Source organism: Neobacillus nitrireducens (assembly GCF_030915405.1).
GTDB lineage: Bacteria > Bacillota > Bacilli > Bacillales > Cytobacillaceae > Neobacillus.
Genome location: NZ_CP133262.1, coordinates 1,027,918 through 1,044,210, shown reverse-complemented (window position 1 = coordinate 1,044,210; position 16,293 = coordinate 1,027,918). Strand labels below are relative to the sequence as shown.

17 protein-coding genes are annotated in these 16,293 nt (G+C 39.1%); 12 read left to right on the top strand and 5 right to left on the bottom strand.

The window, feature by feature from the left end; all coding sequences use genetic code 11:
• Positions 1-12 precede the first annotated feature (12 nt).
• From RCG22_RS05130 to RCG22_RS05120, 3 genes are read left to right on the top strand one after another with little or no spacing between them, the layout of a single operon-like run.
• Positions 13-597 (top strand): cob(I)yrinic acid a,c-diamide adenosyltransferase, encoded by a 585-nt coding sequence (locus RCG22_RS05130; RefSeq protein WP_308106012.1) that lies wholly within the window; start codon positions 13-15, stop codon positions 595-597.
• A 1-nt stretch (position 598) separates the two neighbouring features.
• Positions 599-1,093 carry an ECF transporter S component gene (locus RCG22_RS05125; protein WP_308106011.1) on the top strand — a complete coding sequence of 165 codons (495 nt, stop codon included), beginning with the start codon at positions 599-601 and terminating at the stop codon, positions 1,091-1,093.
• Complete coding sequence (locus RCG22_RS05120) at positions 1,090-1,806, top strand: ATP-binding protein (protein WP_308106010.1); 717 nt, start codon at positions 1,090-1,092, stop codon at positions 1,804-1,806. Before RCG22_RS05125 ends, RCG22_RS05120 begins: the two co-directional genes overlap by 4 nt.
• A gap of 23 nt (positions 1,807-1,829) precedes the next feature.
• On the opposite strand, the gene RCG22_RS05115 is transcribed toward RCG22_RS05120, so the two are convergent.
• Positions 1,830-3,923, bottom strand: coding sequence for a transglycosylase domain-containing protein (locus tag RCG22_RS05115; RefSeq protein ID WP_308106009.1), 2,094 nt, complete (start codon positions 3,921-3,923; stop codon positions 1,830-1,832).
• 183 nt (positions 3,924-4,106) lie between these two features.
• Between RCG22_RS05115 and RCG22_RS05110 the strand changes: the two genes are divergently transcribed.
• Complete coding sequence (locus tag RCG22_RS05110) at positions 4,107-4,373, top strand: phage holin (protein ID WP_308106008.1); 267 nt, start codon at positions 4,107-4,109, stop codon at positions 4,371-4,373.
• Between the two features lie 477 nt (positions 4,374-4,850).
• Here the strand turns inward: RCG22_RS05110 and RCG22_RS05105 are convergent, their stop codons facing one another.
• Positions 4,851-5,087, bottom strand: a complete 237-nt coding sequence (locus RCG22_RS05105) for a YczF family membrane protein (protein WP_308106007.1) — start codon at positions 5,085-5,087, stop codon at positions 4,851-4,853.
• Positions 5,088-5,285: 198 nt separating this feature from the next.
• Here RCG22_RS05105 and RCG22_RS05100 point away from each other — a divergent pair, with 198 nt between their 5' ends.
• The 4 genes from RCG22_RS05100 to RCG22_RS05085 all read left to right on the top strand — a co-directional run bounded on the left by RCG22_RS05100 (position 5,286) and on the right by RCG22_RS05085 (position 10,404).
• Positions 5,286-6,872 carry a spore germination protein gene (locus tag RCG22_RS05100; RefSeq protein ID WP_308106006.1) on the top strand — a complete coding sequence of 529 codons (1,587 nt, stop codon included), beginning with the start codon at positions 5,286-5,288 and terminating at the stop codon, positions 6,870-6,872.
• Positions 6,872-8,083, top strand: coding sequence for a Ger(x)C family spore germination protein (locus RCG22_RS05095; protein WP_308106005.1), 1,212 nt, complete (start codon positions 6,872-6,874; stop codon positions 8,081-8,083). The genes RCG22_RS05100 and RCG22_RS05095 overlap by 1 nt, the downstream gene beginning before the upstream one ends.
• A gap of 31 nt (positions 8,084-8,114) precedes the next feature.
• The gene (locus RCG22_RS05090; RefSeq protein ID WP_308106004.1) at positions 8,115-9,221 is read left to right on the top strand and encodes a GerAB/ArcD/ProY family transporter; all 1,107 of its coding nucleotides are present in this window, start codon (positions 8,115-8,117) and stop codon (positions 9,219-9,221) included.
• Positions 9,222-9,291: 70 nt separating this feature from the next.
• Positions 9,292-10,404: a GerAB/ArcD/ProY family transporter gene (locus tag RCG22_RS05085; RefSeq protein WP_308106003.1), complete on the top strand. Its 1,113-nt coding sequence runs from the start codon at positions 9,292-9,294 to the stop codon at positions 10,402-10,404.
• A 22-nt stretch (positions 10,405-10,426) separates the two neighbouring features.
• Here RCG22_RS05085 and RCG22_RS05080 read toward each other — a convergent pair whose 3' ends face one another.
• From RCG22_RS05080 to RCG22_RS05070, 3 genes are all read right to left on the bottom strand, one after another.
• Entirely contained in the window at positions 10,427-12,097 is a 1,671-nt protein-coding gene (locus tag RCG22_RS05080) for a PAS domain S-box protein (RefSeq protein WP_308106002.1), read from the bottom strand.
• A gap of 112 nt (positions 12,098-12,209) precedes the next feature.
• The gene (locus tag RCG22_RS05075; protein WP_308106001.1) at positions 12,210-12,713 is read right to left on the bottom strand and encodes a GNAT family N-acetyltransferase; all 504 of its coding nucleotides are present in this window, start codon (positions 12,711-12,713) and stop codon (positions 12,210-12,212) included.
• A 190-nt stretch (positions 12,714-12,903) separates the two neighbouring features.
• Positions 12,904-13,056, bottom strand: a complete 153-nt coding sequence (locus tag RCG22_RS05070; protein WP_098261483.1) for a YpzG family protein — start codon at positions 13,054-13,056, stop codon at positions 12,904-12,906.
• Positions 13,057-13,295: 239 nt separating this feature from the next.
• On the opposite strand from RCG22_RS05070, the gene RCG22_RS05065 reads away from it, so the two are divergent.
• From RCG22_RS05065 to fabG, 4 genes are all read left to right on the top strand, one after another.
• A complete protein-coding gene (locus RCG22_RS05065; RefSeq protein ID WP_098261484.1) occupies positions 13,296-13,655 on the top strand; it encodes a DUF3147 family protein in 360 nt (119 codons plus the stop codon).
• Between the two features lie 18 nt (positions 13,656-13,673).
• The gene (locus tag RCG22_RS05060) at positions 13,674-14,045 is read left to right on the top strand and encodes a DUF3147 family protein (RefSeq protein ID WP_308106000.1); all 372 of its coding nucleotides are present in this window, start codon (positions 13,674-13,676) and stop codon (positions 14,043-14,045) included.
• Positions 14,046-14,237: 192 nt separating this feature from the next.
• Positions 14,238-15,416, top strand: a complete 1,179-nt coding sequence (locus RCG22_RS05055; RefSeq protein WP_308105999.1) for an acyl-CoA dehydrogenase family protein — start codon at positions 14,238-14,240, stop codon at positions 15,414-15,416.
• 101 nt (positions 15,417-15,517) lie between these two features.
• Complete coding sequence (fabG, locus tag RCG22_RS05050) at positions 15,518-16,282, top strand: 3-oxoacyl-ACP reductase FabG (protein ID WP_308105998.1); 765 nt, start codon at positions 15,518-15,520, stop codon at positions 16,280-16,282.
• The last annotated feature ends 11 nt before the right edge of the window (positions 16,283-16,293 follow it).

Here is a 16,293-nt window from a genome sequence, read left to right as displayed (position 1 = left end):
GGAATGGGATCAATGAGAATTTACACAAGAACAGGGGACAAAGGGAAAACAAGCATCATCGGAGGAAGAGTGGACAAAGATGATATTCGTGTGGAAGCGTACGGAACAGTTGACGAGGTCAATTGCTTTGTCGGCCAGGCGTTCCAAGAGCTGGATCAGGAATTATTCATGGATGTGCTAGCTGATCTTGAAAAAATCCAGCATGAATTATTTGATTGTGGCGGTGACCTTGCCAATGTGATGGAGAAGCGCGAATCAAAACTTCACCAAGAATCGATTGATTACCTTGAAAAGAAAATAGATGAATATATTGAAGAAGCACCTGAGTTAGAGAGATTTATTTTGCCGGGAGGAACTAAGCCTTCGGCATCGATTCATATTGCCCGAACAGTAACTAGAAGAGCTGAAAGATTGGTAGTTAAACTAGTAAAGGCTGACCCAAAGACCTCTGAAATTGCACTGATGTACTTAAACCGTCTTTCAGATTATTTCTTTGCACTAGCAAGAGTGATAAACTTCCGATTACATGTAAGCGACGTAGAATATGTGCGTAGTGCGAAGGTGTTTAGGAATGGGAAGCGTAAGGAGGATAAATAGCATGAAGGGGAAAATGGTGAGCGGGCTCGCGATGTTAACGGCATTGTCTGTCGTCGGTGCGATGATAAAGATTCCGGCCATTGTCGGCAGTGTCGCATTGGACGTATTTCCTGCGCTTTTAGCCGCCGTCCTTTTTGGTGCCGGCGCCGGAGCGGTTGTGGGTGCATTTGGACATTTACTATCTGCATATGCTGGTGGATTTCCATTAGGACCGATGCACTTTTTAATTGCTGTCGAAATGGCCGTGCTGGTTTTGATGTTTGGCTGCCTTTATAAAAACAATAAATGGATAGCAAGTACGCTTTTTATTATTGGGAATTCATTAGTAGCCCCCCTCCCATTTATTTTTTTAATGTATACAGGTTTTTATTTGGGGATCGTCCCTTCATTGCTCATCGGTTCAATTATTAATACAACTATTGCATTGATAGTAATACCACGGCTTGCATCCCTTGTCACACATCGACGAATATCAAAGGGAGATGTGAAGCAATGAGAGATATACTAACCATTCCTTTTAATGGGGTGGACTCCCTCATTATTGCCTGTGATAATAGCGGAGGGATCGGGATGAAGGAAGACGATCTTGTTCAGGTCCCCTACGAAACGGTTACTTATTATGCATTTAGAGTTGCCGTTATGGAGTGTATTGCGGCGGGAGGGGAACCCATTTCTGTGTTGCTCCACAACTTTTGCGGAAATGAACCATGGGATGAGCTAGTTAGAGGAATAAAAAAAGGGATGTCCGAACTAAAGTTAGTAGATGTAAGGATATCTGGTAGTACAGAAAGTAACTTTTCACTTCTGCAATCTGCAGTTGGTTTAGTTGTTCTTGGGAAAAAGTCATTGGCGGAGACAATAGAGATAACTTACTCTAAGCAACTAAAATTTGCTGTTGTTGGTATGCCGCTGGTTGGAGATGAAGTGATTGAAAAGTATGATGATGTTGTCCCACTTTCTGTTTTTCAAGAAGTATCCAAAGTAAATGATGTGATGATTTGGCCGGTTGGTTCCAAAGGGATTTTAAATGAAATCAATCAGATGTTTCCTAATCAAGAATTTTCACAAGAAATGATCATTTCAAACGTGGATATTTTAAAATCTGCTGGGCCATCGACATGCTTTTTGACTGTTTTCCGATCAGAACAAGAAGAAACCATACAAAAAGTCACAGGGAGCTTTTATCACTCCCTGCAAATAGAAAAATAGCACCGCATTGGTGCTATTTTTTATTACTGTTGAAATCTTTCAATGAGTGAATTAACGCCCTTGCCAAGCTTATACAAAGCTGAATCAAGACTTTTTTTCCAGCCGGGAGCATTTGCTTTTATGGTTTCCCCGATTTTTTGAGCATTTTCATTTAATTCCTTGCTAATTTTCTTGGCCTGCTCATCGATGCTTATCTTAGAAGTGTCATTACCGGCGAGCTGCTCATTGATAGATACCACTTCAAAGCGTTTTTCGGGAAGATATGAAACAGATTCCTTCATTATTTCCTTAAAAATCGGTACAACATTGGCGGAACTCGAGCTTGGCAGATAATGTTCCCGGTCGGTTTGGTCAAATCCTATCCAGATGGCTCCGACAAGATTAGGTGTATAGCCGACCATCCATTGATCCTTTGTTCCACTAATATCATTATAAGGTAACTGCGTGGATCCCGTTTTCCCTGCAAGCTGCACACCGGGGATTTGCGCCCGCTTACCAGTACCTGATTCGACGACATTTAAAAGCATCGATGTCATCTCATCCGTGATCCCTTTGGACGTTACTTTTGTCGTTTTTGCTTCATGCTCGGCGATGACATTCCCAGTCGGTCCAACTATTTTCGTAATGAAATGGCTGTCTTCCCGCTTGCCTCCATTGGGGAAAGCTGAAAAAGCGTTAGCCATTTGCAGAGGGGAGACCCCCTTACTCATCCCACCAAGTGCGATTGCTAGGTTTTTATCTTCTTTTTCAACAGGGATGCCAAACCTCTTTAATGAATCGATCCCCTTATTTAAGCCGATCTCATTTAACAGCCATACGGCCGGAATATTTAAAGACTTTTCAAGGGCCTTGTACATTTCAACTTTTCCAGAATAGGTTCTTGAGAAATTTTCCGGTTTGTAATTTCCAAAAGTAATTGGTTTATCGTTAAGCTCTGATGAATACTTGTAACCTTCTTCTAGGGCAGGTGTATAAACTGCCAGTGGTTTGATTGTTGACCCTGGCTGTGCCTGTAATTGCGTTGCCCGATTAAAGCCTCGGAATACATGTTCGCCACGTCCGCCCACTAGGGCACTCACTCCTCCGGAAGCAGGATCCATTAAAACAGAGCCGCTCTGAACTAGTTCTCCACCATTACTACGCGGGAACATGTAATCTTCACTATAGACCTTTTCAAGACCAGATTGAAGATTTTGATCCATGGCTGTGTATATTCGATAGCCTCTTGTTAAAATTTCTTCCTGTGTTATGCCATATTTATTAATCGCTTCATTTAAAACCGCATCTACATAATAAGGGTATTTTCGTTCGACAAAGCTTCCACCGCCATCATGGAGGTGAATCTTTTCTTTTTTAGCATTGGAATACTGTGTCTGATTAATCATTCCTAGTTCATTCATTTTTGCTAATACAGTATTTCGTCTTTTCATCGCTAAATCATAATTGTTATAGGGATCAAGGTAATTTGGTGAATGCAGCAATCCAGCAAGCATCGCAGCTTCGCTCACCGTAACATCTTCAATATCTTTATCAAAATATTTTTTAGATGCATTGCTGATTCCCCAGGCACCGCTCCCGAAGTAAACCTGATTGAGGTACATCTGCAAAATCTCATTTTTAGAATAAACCTTTTCAATTTTTACGGCTAAAAATAATTCCTCTGCTTTTCGTTTATAGGTTCGCTCTGGAGATAAGAGGGCATTCTTCGTTAACTGCTGAGTTAACGTACTGCCGCCGCCAGTTATCCGGCCTGCAAACAAGTTACTAAAAAAGGCACGGGCAATCCCTTTGATATCAAAGCCGCCATGTTCATAGAATCGTTCGTCTTCGATGGCTACAACAGCATTTGGGACATATTTTGGTAAGTCCTCAATTTTTATACCTTTCGTCCGATTGGTGGCGACATTACTAGCTATTTTTCCTTTTTTATCATAAATAACCGTCGGCTGACTTAGTCCTTGCTTCAGTGATTCTACATTAGCGCGCATAGCAATCCAGCCAAAATAAAGGATGGTTGCTAGTACAACAACTAGGATGAGTAATAATAATATTTGAGTTAAATGTTTCTTTTTCCAGAAACGAACGATACTTTCCCAAAATGGATGTAATTTCTCCATGTGATCTCCTTACTTTCAAAAAGTAATTTTCAATTCTTTTATTATAATTTTTATTGATTGAAATGGGAAGTTTTGAAGCGAGCTAATAAAGTAAAATTACGAGGCATTTGCGGACAACCATTTCCTCGTCCAAGCATATGTTAATAGAAAGATTGTTTAACATAAAGGAAAGGGATGGGGAAGATGATCAACTGGAAAGTACGATTAAAAAACCGGAACTGGGTGATCGCGTTTATATCTCAAATTATGATTGTGGCTCAAATGGTGTTAGCATGTTTAAATTCCTTTGGACTCATAGATTTTCAACTGACAGATGCGATTCAGAATGGTGTGTTAACGTTTGTGAATGCTGCCTTTGTTTTGTTGTCGATGTTAGGGATCGTACAGGATCCAACCACTAAGGGCTATGGGGATAGTGAACGGGCGCTAACATACAAGGACCCAAACTAATTTTTATTTCTCCAATAGCTCCAAAATTTAAAAAAACTTTGTAATAAGCATAATAAGTATAGAATCCAATATACCTCTTGTGTGAAGACAATTCACCTAAAAATTCCACAATTTAGCAACTTTTTGTTAAAATAAGAATATACAAATTGTTCATTGATGAACAGAGCTTGGTTTTGAATGTACTACCCCGAGGTTTTTCGAATAAGATAAATTTCTGTTTGAAAAGGAGTCCTAAAAATGTGGTATTGGATAACTATTTCTATTTTATTTTTTATCTTATTGTTAGTTGTTGAGGAATTTTTCTATTATTTTTGGAATCGCTATGTTTATGGTCCAAATATAAATAGGAAGAAGCGATGGTGGAGTAGGTTTATATCAGTTGGAGTTATTTTATTCAAGAGGTTGTTTCATAAAAAAGAATTACCGAAAAACAATTCAGATAAGAGCCTCCCATTTTAAGGGGGGCTCTTATCTTGTTTAATTAGAAGGATTCTCTTTTTCCTTTTTCTTTTTTAAATACGCACCAAAGGTATCAACAAAGTAAACCATTATACACAATAAAATAATGATATATTCTGCAGGCTCCATCACCCTAAAAGGATTAATCGCCTTCCAAAAAATTCCCGATATTTGTACACCCATCAAAAGATCCAGTGAAATAATTAGGATTGTACTAGCAATCGCCAGTAAGCAGGTTACAAATAATATTTTCAACCACTTCACACCTTTAGGAATCCTTTTTTCTTATTGTTCGACTTAGTGCTGTTCCTTATTCCGTTTTGAAAATTAATGTGAAAATAAAACCTGCTTCAATGGGATAAAGTGGTATTCATTGGGCAATATATCCAATATTGGAGAAAAGATTTGTAAATTTCATTAAGTGAGGCGGATATTGTGTCGATTTTGTCTAAAATGCTCAAAAATAAACAAAAAAAGAGACAGGACGATAATTACAGGCAAAAACAAGATCCGCAAACACCAGAGGATTTGCCTATTCTAAGAGATTATCAAGAGAATATATCTCATTTAAAAGAGGAAGTTGGCAATAGTACCGATGTTAACGTTCGCGAGTTTAAGATAGGTGCACATAAAGGAGCACTAGTTTATGTTGACGGATTGGCCAATATGATCTCAGTTGCGGACTATATATTAGAAACACTTATGGAAGCAGAGGTACCCGATGAACCCGTTGATATCTTTCAATTCATGCTTGAAAAAACCATGGCATTGGGTAGTGTTAAGACAATTACTAATTGGAATCAGGTTTTTGATACATTGTTTTCAGGTGATACCGTTATTTTTTTACAGGGATTCAATAAAGCAATCAGTGGGGAAACAAAAGGATGGGAAAAGAGAGCGATTTCAGAGCCCTCAACTCAGCTATCGATTCGCGGTCCAAAAGATTCGTTTACAGAAACACTCCGTACGAATACGGCATTAATTCGCCGCCGGATAAAAAGTCCTAATTTACGGGTAGACGCCATGAAGATCGGCACTATTTCTCAAACCGATATCGCCATTATGTATATAAAAGGGATTGCCAATGAAAAAATTGTTGGAGAAGTGAAAGAAAGGCTTGAACGAATCAATATCGACGCCATACAAGGTTCCGGATATATCGAGCAATTAATTGAAGACCAAAGTTGGACAACATTTCCAACAACTTACCATTCAGAACGGCCCGATGTCGTGTCATCACATTTACTAGAAGGGCGGGTAGCTATAGTAGTTGATGGGACTCCGTTTACTGTTACGGTTCCAGCACTTTTTATTCAATTTTTCCAAGCACCGGATGATTATTACTCACGATTTGACATTTCAACCGGGATTCGAATGTTAAGAATTTTATCATTCATAATCGCTGTTATTGGACCGTCTGTTTATATTGCTGCGACCACCTTCCATCAAGAGATGATCCCGACGACCATGGCAATCGCTATTGCTGCTCAACGTGAAAATGTTCCTTTTCCGGCTTTTGTGGAGGCATTAATCATGGAAGTCACCTTTGAAATTTTAAGGGAAGCGGGTCTTAGGCTTCCTAGGGCAGTTGGTCAAGCCGTGTCGATTGTGGGTGCTCTCGTAATTGGTCAGGCAGCAGTACAGGCCGGGTTAGTCTCGCCAGTCATGGTTATCGTTGTTTCTATTACTGCCATTGCCAATTTTTCTACCCCCGTTTTCGCTATGGCGATTGCGGCAAGATTAATTCGCTTTGTCCTAATGGGCTTAGCCACCATGTTGGGCTTTTATGGAATTATGTTAGGGCTTATGTTCATGACCATTCATTTATGTTCGCTTCGTTCATTTGGAATTCCATACATGATGCCGTTAGCTCCTTTCAACATTCGTAATCAACAAGACGCCTTTGTTCGTTTTCCCGTTTGGGCAATGAAAAATAGACCGATGTTCATTAGTAAGGGCAATATGAAGCGGTCAGGGGATAATCAAAAGCCAGGTCCGCCAAAGCAAACGGAAAATCCCTCTCAAAATGGTGAAGAGTAATGAAAAAATTGGTAAAGGTTATTTTGGTAATGGGATTATCAGTGCCAATCCTAACTGCATGCTGGAATCAGAAGGAGCTCACTGATTTAGCGTTTGTGATGGCACTCGGTATTGATAAGGGAGAGGACGATTTGTACCATGTTTCCTTTCAACTCGTTAATCCCGGGAACGTTTCAGCAGGGCAAGGTGGAGGAGGTCAGGGGCTGCCGATTGCAGTTTATAAAAGCACAGGTAGAACGATGACCGAGGCAGCAAGAAATGCCACCAAAGAAGTCTCACGCCGTTTATACTATGCACACACCAATGTAGTCGTAGTTAGTGAGGAATTGGCGAAAGATAGAACGCAATTTCTCAATCTATTGGATTCCTTTGCAAGGGATCCGGAATTTAGAACTACCACAGAGATTTTAGTAGCTAGAGATGCTTCCGCAGAAGAAATAGTGACTACTTTGACGATTCTTGACAAACTACCTGTAAGCAAAATTACCAAAGAAATCAAATCTACTGAGGCAATGAAGGGGGAAAATTTTAGTATAAGTATTGATGATCTGATTGATGGAATTGTCGGAAGCGGAAAAGAACCAGTTCTAAATGGCTACCAATTGATTGGAATGAAAGAAGAAGCCAACAAAGCAGAAAATTTGCAAAAAACGACGACCGATGCCTTCCTCACAGCTGATGGCTTGGCAGTCATTAAAGATGGGGCATTAATTGATTGGATTGAGAGTAAAAAGTCTCGCGGGGTCCTATGGGTCTTAGATAAAGCGAAGAGTACCGATATTACGCTTAAATGGAAGGGGAAGAAAAATGCCCTTAGTATTGTCCCCATTCGGTCAAAAACCAAGGTTTCAACCATTTTTAAACAAGGGAAACCCGTCATAAATATTAAAATTGAAAATGAGGGCTGGCTTAGTGAAGCAAATACAGCGATTGACTTAATGGATCCTAAAACCATTGGAAAAATTGAAAAGTTAACGGAGAAAGCCATTAAAAAGGAAGTGCAGATATCAGTAAAGGAAGCGAAAAGACTAAAGTGTGATATCTTCGGGTTTGGTGATGTGGTTCATAAAGCGAACCCTGATCTTTGGAAAAAGCTAGAGCGAGATTGGAACAATTATTTTTCTGATCTTGAGGTGAATGTTAAGGTAGATTCTTACCTCCGCCGTGAAGGGGTTCGGACGAATCCGTTTTGGTCAGACATTAATAAATAACCCTTATAAAAAGGGGGGAGATTGACCGTACATGGAAAAGGCAAAAGTTAGTGCGTTCCAAATGTTTGTCCTGATTGTTCTGTTTGAGATGGGTAGTGCCATTCTTCTGGGACTCGGGTCACAAGCGAAACAGGACGCCTGGATCGCTGTTTTGTTCGGATTAGGTGGTGGAGTTATTGTCTTTTTCATTTATTACCGATTATATATGTACTATCCTGACTTGCCCTTAACTAGTTATCTTCAAAAAATAGTAGGTAAATGGCCGGGACGATTCATTGGGTTTTTATATATTGTTTATTTTATGTATCTTGCATCAAGGGTTTTGCGCGATTTTGGAGAGTTGTTAGCGACAACTATTTATAGTAGTACTCCCTTATTTGTTATCAATACCCTTATGATCGTGACGATTATTTATGCCATGCATAAGGGGTTTGAAGTATTAGCCCGAGTAGGCGAAATATTCTTTGGAATTGTCTATTTAACAGCGATATTAGGGATGCTGCTAATTGTTTTTTCCGGCTTAATACATTTAGGGAACTTAAAACCAATGTTAGAAAATGGCTTAAAACCGATAATAAAAACATTTTTAGGAGAAACCATCACCTTTCCCTTCGGAGAAATGATTGTTTTTACGATGGTGCTCCCGTTTTTAAACGATAAAAAAAAGGTGAAAATTGTCTGTCTGGGTGGAATGATATTAGCCGGGATCAATATTACCATTACAACGATAGTTAATATAACTGTTCTAGGGGTGGGCCTCTTTCATGCATCCACCTTTCCTTTACTAGCCACAATCGGGAGAATTCAAATTGCCGATTTTATCGAACGTTTAGATGTATTATTTATGCTCTATTTAATCATTGGCGGTTTTTTTAAAATTGCGATTTATTTCTACGCTGCCATGGCTGGAGCGGCTGATATCTTTCAATTAAAAAACCAACTTAAGCTTGGGTTTCCAATTGGATTGATTGTTTTATTTGGTTCAATAACTATCGCATCCAATGTAGCAGAATTTATGCAGGAGGGGTTAGTGGTGGTTCCTATGTATTTGTCTTGGCCTTTTCAAATAATTATCCCCTTCCTCTTACTTATCATTGCCTTTTTGCGTAACCGTAAGAAAAAGACAAGCCCATCATAAGTAGAAGGGGTTTGGGAATATCGGTTAGCTCAGATATAAATAACCCTTCTTAAGGGGGGACCATTCCAACATGGAAAAAGTAAAAATAAGTTCAACTCAATTGTTTGTGCTGATCGTTTTGTTTGAAATGGGCAGCGCCATTCTGGTTGGGATCGCTTCAGGTGCCAAACAGGATGCATGGATCGCTGTATTGCTGGGTTTAGCTGGCGGACTAGTCGTCTTTTTAATTTATTACCGATTATATATGTACTATCCTGAACTTCCCTTATCTAGTTATGTTCAAGAAATAACAGGGAAATGGCTTGGACGGTTTATTGGGGTATTATATATTGTCTATTTTTTATATTGCGCATCAAGGGTTTTACGTGATTTTGGGGAGTTATTATCATCTACCATATATAATAGTACTCCCCTATTTGTAATTAATTCTCTAATGATCATTACGATTATATATGCCATCCATAAAGGGTTTGAAGTATTAGCACGGGTTGGAGAAATTTTCTTTGGCATTGTCTATTTGACAGCGATATTAGGTATGCTGTTGATCGTCTTTTCAGGGTTGATTCAATTAGGAAACTTAAACCCGATATTAGAAAATGGGCTGAAACCAGTTATTAAAACATTTCTAACACAAACTATTACCTTTCCGTTTGGGGAAATGGTGGTTTTTACGATGCTGCTCCCATTCTTAAAAGATAAAGAGAAAGTAAAATTAGTCTGTTTAGGCGGGATGATTTTAAGTGGAATCAATATTGCCATCACAGTGGTAGTAAATATTTCTGTTTTAGGGGTAGCGCTCTTTCAGCGGTCAACTTTCCCGCTACTAATGACAGTAGGGAGAATTCAAATTGCCGATTTTATTGAACGATTAGATGTATTATTCATGCTCTACTTAATCATTGGTGGATTTTTTAAGATTTCGATTTTCTTTTATGCTGCAGTTGCTGCTTCAGCTGATATCTTTAGAATACCGAATCAACGCAAGATTGGGTTTCCGTTAGGACTGATTGTGCTATTTGCATCCGTTACCATTGCATCTAATTATGCGGAACATATCAAGGAAGGGTTAGTGATTGTCCCCGTTTATTTACATTGGCCTTTTCAAATTATCATTCCGTCCATGTTACTTGTTATCGCCTTCTTTAGGAATAGAAAGAAAAAGAAAAAGAAAAGCCCGGCATGATAGCTCGGGCTTAAAATCCTTTTTATACCTTTTCCTTGAACGGCCGGTGCTGGTTCTTGGTAGTAGTTTGCTTAAAAGGCAGGGTAATTTGAACAGAGGTCCCTTGATTTTTCTGACTGTCGAAATGAATCGTCCCTTGATGTGATTGAACAATCTTGAAACTAACCGTTAAGCCTAACCCCGTCCCTTTTTCTTTGGAAGAGTAGAAGGGTTCGCCAATTTTCTCTAATCTCTCTTTTGAAATTCCACAACCATTGTCCTTAATGGTTATTAACACACGGCTTTTTTCGATTTGCTCTAGTACAATTTCAACCTTGCCACCATTTTGGCTGGCTTCAATCGAATTTTTGATCACATTGATAAATAATTGCTTGAGTTGATTTGGATCACATTCAATCCATAGCTCGTTCTCAGTAAAATGGACTTCAATTTGAACATTATATAGACTGGCTTCGGTGTTTAATAATGAGATAACGTCTTGTAGTAGCTTCTGAAGATAGGCCTTGGTGTATTTTAAGAGCTGTGGTTTTGCCAATAACAAAAGCTCGCCAACAATATCGTTGATTCGATTTAATTCGTCGAGCATAATTTGATAATAAAATTGATGCTTTACATCTTCCATTTGTAATAGTTGGACAAATCCTTTAAGCGACGTTAGCGGATTCCGGATTTCATGAGCTACACTTGCAGATAATTCGCCAACAATTGAGAGTTTTTCTGTCCGGCGAAGCCGTTCTTCCGTTTCCCTTAATTTAGTCACATCACTGCCATAACCAATTATCCCAGTGATATTTCCATTAATAATAATCGGAAGTGATGTACATTGTAAGATGATTCGATTCCCGTTTGCATGTGGGATGTTCAGTTCATACATGACCGGTTTAATTTCTTCGACAACAGTAGAAATGAATTTTGGAAGATAGGGTTTATACCTTTTCGGTAATAATTGTTTTACATTTTTTCCAATCGCTTCTTCTCTGTTGAACCCTGTAATGACATCGAATTGTGGGTTTAAATTAGTAATAGTTCCTTCCAAATCCAACATGTAAACAATATCTGGACTGTATTCAAATAATGATTTATATTGTTGCTGGCTTTCAGCTAATTTTAATGCCATTTCCTTTCTTTCTGTTATATCACGTCCAATGATGACCAAACCTTGTCGACTGCCATCTTCATAAAATAGTGGTACCTTGATCGTGTCAAATATTTTTACAGATCCGTCTGGAACAGGAAGGACCTCTTCAACTCGAGTGATTTTTCGATTATTCCACGTTTCTTCATCTGAAATTTCGCAAAATCGGAGCGCATCACGGTAAAAATCGGTATACTCAGCTAATTCGGAGTCCTTTTTCCCGCGATAGTCGACCTTCTCGAGCTGAAACAATTGTAACCCAAATTCATTAGCTTCAATCCATCTACCTTCGCCGTCTTTAAAGTTAACAAAATCAACCATTGAATTAATTAAAGTGGATAGACGATTCTGATCTTCCTGGGAAACATCTAATTCCTCTTTTTTACTAATGAAGAAATAAATAAACCCTCCAGTCACTAGTATATATAAGATCTCCTTCGACCTTTCCGTCAACTCAATAAGGGCAGTAGGCATATATTGTTCGATTAAATAATTGGTCCCATAAATCCAAATAACACTTGTAATAGTGTAGAGGATGATTATTTTTATTTTATTCATGGAAATCTCCAGTTCTTTTCAAATAAATAACATACATTGTCTATAGTACTAGAAAATCCATTCTTTTGGAATAATACAATAGTGAAAATAGTAGAATTCTTGTATTTTTGGTTTATTGAATTCTTTTTCCAAGTATAATCAAATCCCGTTCGATTCCATCCAGTTCGGCCACATTCGGGAGTTGAGCCCATTTTTCAAATCCAAAACTTGAAAAAAGTTTAATGCTAGGTTTATTATGCCCAAAAATAAAACCGAGTAAGGTTTTAATCTGCAGACCTGGACAGGCATCCATGGCTTTTTGGATTAAATATTTACCAAGTTTCTTGCCTCGAAAGTCGGGATGAATATAGATACTAATTTCAGCCGTAGCCTGATAGGCAGGTCTGCCATAAAAAGATTGGAAACTTACCCATGCGCAAATTTCTCCTTGATTTTCGACCACCCATAATGGACGAACAGTTGGTGAATGTTCGTTAAACCATTGAATTCGATTGTCGATAGATATAGGCTCAAGATCAGCAGTAACCATCCGACTTGCGATGGTTGTATTATATATAGCGACAATTACAGGTAAATCACTCATCTCAGCATCTCTAATAGTAAAGTCATCAAACATGTCATGTTCCACTCCCATTTATTCTTATTAGATTTTATGATAGCTTTTGGAACAAACATTATCAATATCGTATGGACAAAATTCAGACAAAGAAGAAAAGCCTTTCCTCGATTTATGATACGAGAAAAGGCCCATTCTTCTATTGACAGCGACTTTCATTACTATCAATATTCGTTTCCTTGCCAAAAGCTTACCAGCGGTGTGCTTTGGCATTACTCCTTAAGATGATCGTGTTCTGCGTCACTTGAGTTTGCCCATTCACTTGTGAATTTTGACGTTTTGGACGCGTCGTATGGTAGTGAAAGAGCTCTGAGTGCGGATCTAAATGGTCTTTATAACTCATCTAAAATCACCTCATCAAAGGATTTGAAACGACGATATTCTAATGAATATCACCATTATCTTTTGTAAAATGAATGGAAAATAGTCATCAAACTTGAAATTAATGAGAAAACTCTTCAAAAACGTTACTAAAACGTTCACATGCATCGTCATGGAAATGGGTTAAAATGAATACATCAAATGATTGTGATTCAATTCACAAATTAATTAACAGTATGTAAAAAAAGAGGCGAATGAAAAATGGTTAGTTTATCACTTGGCGGACTGCTTCTTCGATTCCTAATGGGAGGTCTAGCTGTAGTAGCCTGTACTGTAGTTGCAAAGAAGTTAGGAGAGAAAGCTGGTGGAATATTTGCTGCATTTCCTGCTGTTTACCTGGCAGCATTATTGACCATTGGTCTTGATTTTCACGGAGGCCAGCTTATTACCCATTCAATCATGTTATCTAAAGGCGCCATCTTTGGAATGGCCATCAATATTCTTGTTGCCATCCTTGCAGGCTACCTGCTTCCTAAGATCGGGTGGAAAAAAGGAATCCTGCATGCAATGGCTTGTTGGTTTACGGTATCAATTATTGTGGTATTCATAACATCTCATTAAATGAAAAAGGTGGACAACATGAATAAAAAAGACTTATTGATTCGGTTTTTACTAGGTGGGGCAGCAGTCTCCTTAAGTTATCTAATCACTATTATATCCCCATGGAAGATACTTGCCGGTATTTTTGCCGCTTTTCCAGCCGTTATGCTGACAGCTGTTATTATGGTGGGTATTGCCTCGGGTACTAAGAAAGCAACAAATATTGCTAGAGGCTCCGTATATGGAATGATTGGTGGAATCATTTGTGTAATCACTGTTTTAATCACATTGGAAACCAGTGAAAATTGGATTTTTAGTATCATTCTCGGTCTCCTCTTTTGGCTTGGAAGTTCACTTACCATTTCCACTTTAAGAGAGCGGGCTGCAAGAAAAATAATGAGTCATGTGTAGTTAGCAAAAAATTCTTTGGCGCTTATAGCTAGAGAATTTTTTTAATAGGAAAATATTAACTTGTATTATCTGAAAGTTCGGAATAAAATAAATATAACATACCAACCGGTAGGTATTTGGTCGATCGGTCTTGCATATTATATTTTTAACCCGCATGAAACTTGATTTTAATAATAGAATGGAGTGAATGGTATGTATTTACGATTAACAGATGAACAAAAAATGGTTCAAAAAACGATTAGAAGATTTGTAGAAAAAGAACTGATACCCCTTGAAAATGATGTCCTTCGCAATGAACGAGAAGGTAAACCAAGTCTTCCGGCCGGTAAGCTGAAAGAGCTGCAACTAAAAGCAAAAGAAGCTGGGTTTTGGGGTATTAACACGCCAGAGGAATATGGCGGGGCAGATCTTGGTCAAATGATGATGGCCATCGTGCTAATGGAAGGTTCCAAAACCTTTGTCCCATTCCAGTTCGGCGGGAGCGCGGATAATATTCTTTACTATGGTAATGAAGAACAAAAGAAAAAATACTTACTTCCGACGATTAATGGGGAGAAAAAGTCTTGTTTTGCGATGACAGAGCCAGGTGCTGGATCTGATACTAGAAATATTAAAATGACTGCCGTAAAAGACGGAAATGAATGGGTTCTAAATGGTGAAAAGACATTTATTACCGGTGGAAATGAAGCAGACTTTGTCATGGCGATCGCGATTACAGATAAAGATTTGCACCAATCGACACATGGCCGGGAAGGGGTGACCTGCTTTATAGTCGATCGTGATAGGGGCTGGAAATCAGAGTATATACATACCATGGGTGAATGGGGTCCAGCCGGCTTAGTATTTGATCATGTTCGTGTACCGGAGGAAAATATCCTTGGCGAATTACACAAGGGCTATAATCTGGGTCTCGAGTGGATTGGGTTTGCACGCTGGGTAGTTGGGGCAAGAGCAGTCGGTGCTGCTGAACGCCTGCTGCAAATGGCGATTGATTATGCTAAGGAACGCGTTACTTTTGGCAAGCCGATTGCCGAAAGACAAGCAATCCAATGGCAGATTGCCGATTCAGCGGTAGAAATTGAAGCGGCAAAATGGATGGTTTTGAACGCTGCCTTCACGCTTGATAATGGGGAAGATAATCGTCATCTCGCCTCAATGGCCAAATTGTATGGTGCAAATATGGGCAACAATGTCGTTGACCGTGTCCTGCAAATTCACGGCGGGATGGGCTATACAAGAGAATTGCCAATTGAGCGCTGGTACCGTGAAGCAAGATTATGGAGAATATACGACGGTACAGATGAAATCCAGCGGATGATAATCGCACGTAACCTGATTAAAGGTCATGTGAAGCTTGGTCAATATGTTTAATTAAGAAGAATAATGATAGGTAAAACCTTTTAACAAATATCACACAAAACCATTAAATGTAAGCGCAATCTACTAATTTATTAAACTCAGGAGGAATAGAAATGGCAGGAAGATTTACAGGAAAGGTTGCTTTTGTTACAGGGGGAAGCCGAGGGATTGGAAAAGGGATTGTCGAGCTTTTTGCACAAGAAGGAGCAAAGGTAGCTTTGATTGATTTGAATGAAGAGGCGTTAAGTCAAACAACCAATGAATTACGAGAAAAAGGATATCAGGTCTATTCAAAGGTTGCAAATGTCGTTGACGCCGAGCAGGTTGAAGATGCCGTTAAAGAAGTTTATGAGGCATATGGGTCGGTCGATATCCTTGTTAATAATGCGGGTGTTATCCGTGATAATATGCTCTTTAAGATGTCGGATTCAGATTGGCAAACCGTTATGGATGTGCACTTGAAAGGATCCTTCAATGCGGCCCGCGCTGCTCAAAAATATATGGTGGAAAATAAATATGGCCGAATTATCAATATATCATCGACTTCTGCGCTCGGAAATCGCGGGCAGGCAAACTATGCGGCCGCAAAGGCAGGATTGCAGGGTTTTACCAAAACGCTCGCCATAGAGTTAGGGCGATACGGAATTACTGCAAACTCGGTGGCACCAGGGTTTATTGAAACAGAAATGACGATGGAGACCGCTGCGAGAATCGGTATCCCCTTTGAACAATTAATTCAAGCAAGTGTGTCCCAAATTCCAGTCGGCAGAACTGGCAAACCGGCAGACATTGCTAACGCTGTAGTTTTCTTTGCTGATGAAAAGTCATCGTTTGTGAGTGGTCAAGTTCTTTATGTTGCGGGTGGACCAAAATCTTAAAGAGGTGATGA

Excerpts from the sequence above, each read along its gene's own strand:
- RCG22_RS05130 (WP_308106012.1), top strand. The coding sequence starts at position 13 with ATGAGAATTTACACAAGAACAGGGGACAAAGGGAAAACAAGCATCATC.
- RCG22_RS05125 (WP_308106011.1), top strand. The coding sequence starts at position 599 with ATGAAGGGGAAAATGGTGAGCGGGCTCGCGATGTTAACGGCATTGTCT.
- RCG22_RS05120 (WP_308106010.1), top strand. The coding sequence starts at position 1,090 with ATGAGAGATATACTAACCATTCCTTTTAATGGGGTGGACTCCCTCATT.
- RCG22_RS05115 (WP_308106009.1), bottom strand. The coding sequence starts at position 3,923 with ATGGAGAAATTACATCCATTTTGGGAAAGTATCGTTCGTTTCTGGAAA.
- RCG22_RS05110 (WP_308106008.1), top strand. The coding sequence starts at position 4,107 with ATGATCAACTGGAAAGTACGATTAAAAAACCGGAACTGGGTGATCGCG.
- RCG22_RS05100 (WP_308106006.1), top strand. The coding sequence starts at position 5,286 with ATGCTCAAAAATAAACAAAAAAAGAGACAGGACGATAATTACAGGCAA.
- RCG22_RS05095 (WP_308106005.1), top strand. The coding sequence starts at position 6,872 with ATGAAAAAATTGGTAAAGGTTATTTTGGTAATGGGATTATCAGTGCCA.
- RCG22_RS05090 (WP_308106004.1), top strand. The coding sequence starts at position 8,115 with ATGGAAAAGGCAAAAGTTAGTGCGTTCCAAATGTTTGTCCTGATTGTT.
- RCG22_RS05085 (WP_308106003.1), top strand. The coding sequence starts at position 9,292 with ATGGAAAAAGTAAAAATAAGTTCAACTCAATTGTTTGTGCTGATCGTT.
- RCG22_RS05080 (WP_308106002.1), bottom strand. The coding sequence starts at position 12,097 with ATGAATAAAATAAAAATAATCATCCTCTACACTATTACAAGTGTTATT.
- RCG22_RS05075 (WP_308106001.1), bottom strand. The coding sequence starts at position 12,713 with ATGTTTGATGACTTTACTATTAGAGATGCTGAGATGAGTGATTTACCT.
- RCG22_RS05070 (WP_098261483.1), bottom strand. The coding sequence starts at position 13,056 with ATGAGTTATAAAGACCATTTAGATCCGCACTCAGAGCTCTTTCACTAC.
- RCG22_RS05065 (WP_098261484.1), top strand. The coding sequence starts at position 13,296 with ATGGTTAGTTTATCACTTGGCGGACTGCTTCTTCGATTCCTAATGGGA.
- RCG22_RS05060 (WP_308106000.1), top strand. The coding sequence starts at position 13,674 with ATGAATAAAAAAGACTTATTGATTCGGTTTTTACTAGGTGGGGCAGCA.
- RCG22_RS05055 (WP_308105999.1), top strand. The coding sequence starts at position 14,238 with ATGTATTTACGATTAACAGATGAACAAAAAATGGTTCAAAAAACGATT.
- fabG (WP_308105998.1), top strand. The coding sequence starts at position 15,518 with ATGGCAGGAAGATTTACAGGAAAGGTTGCTTTTGTTACAGGGGGAAGC.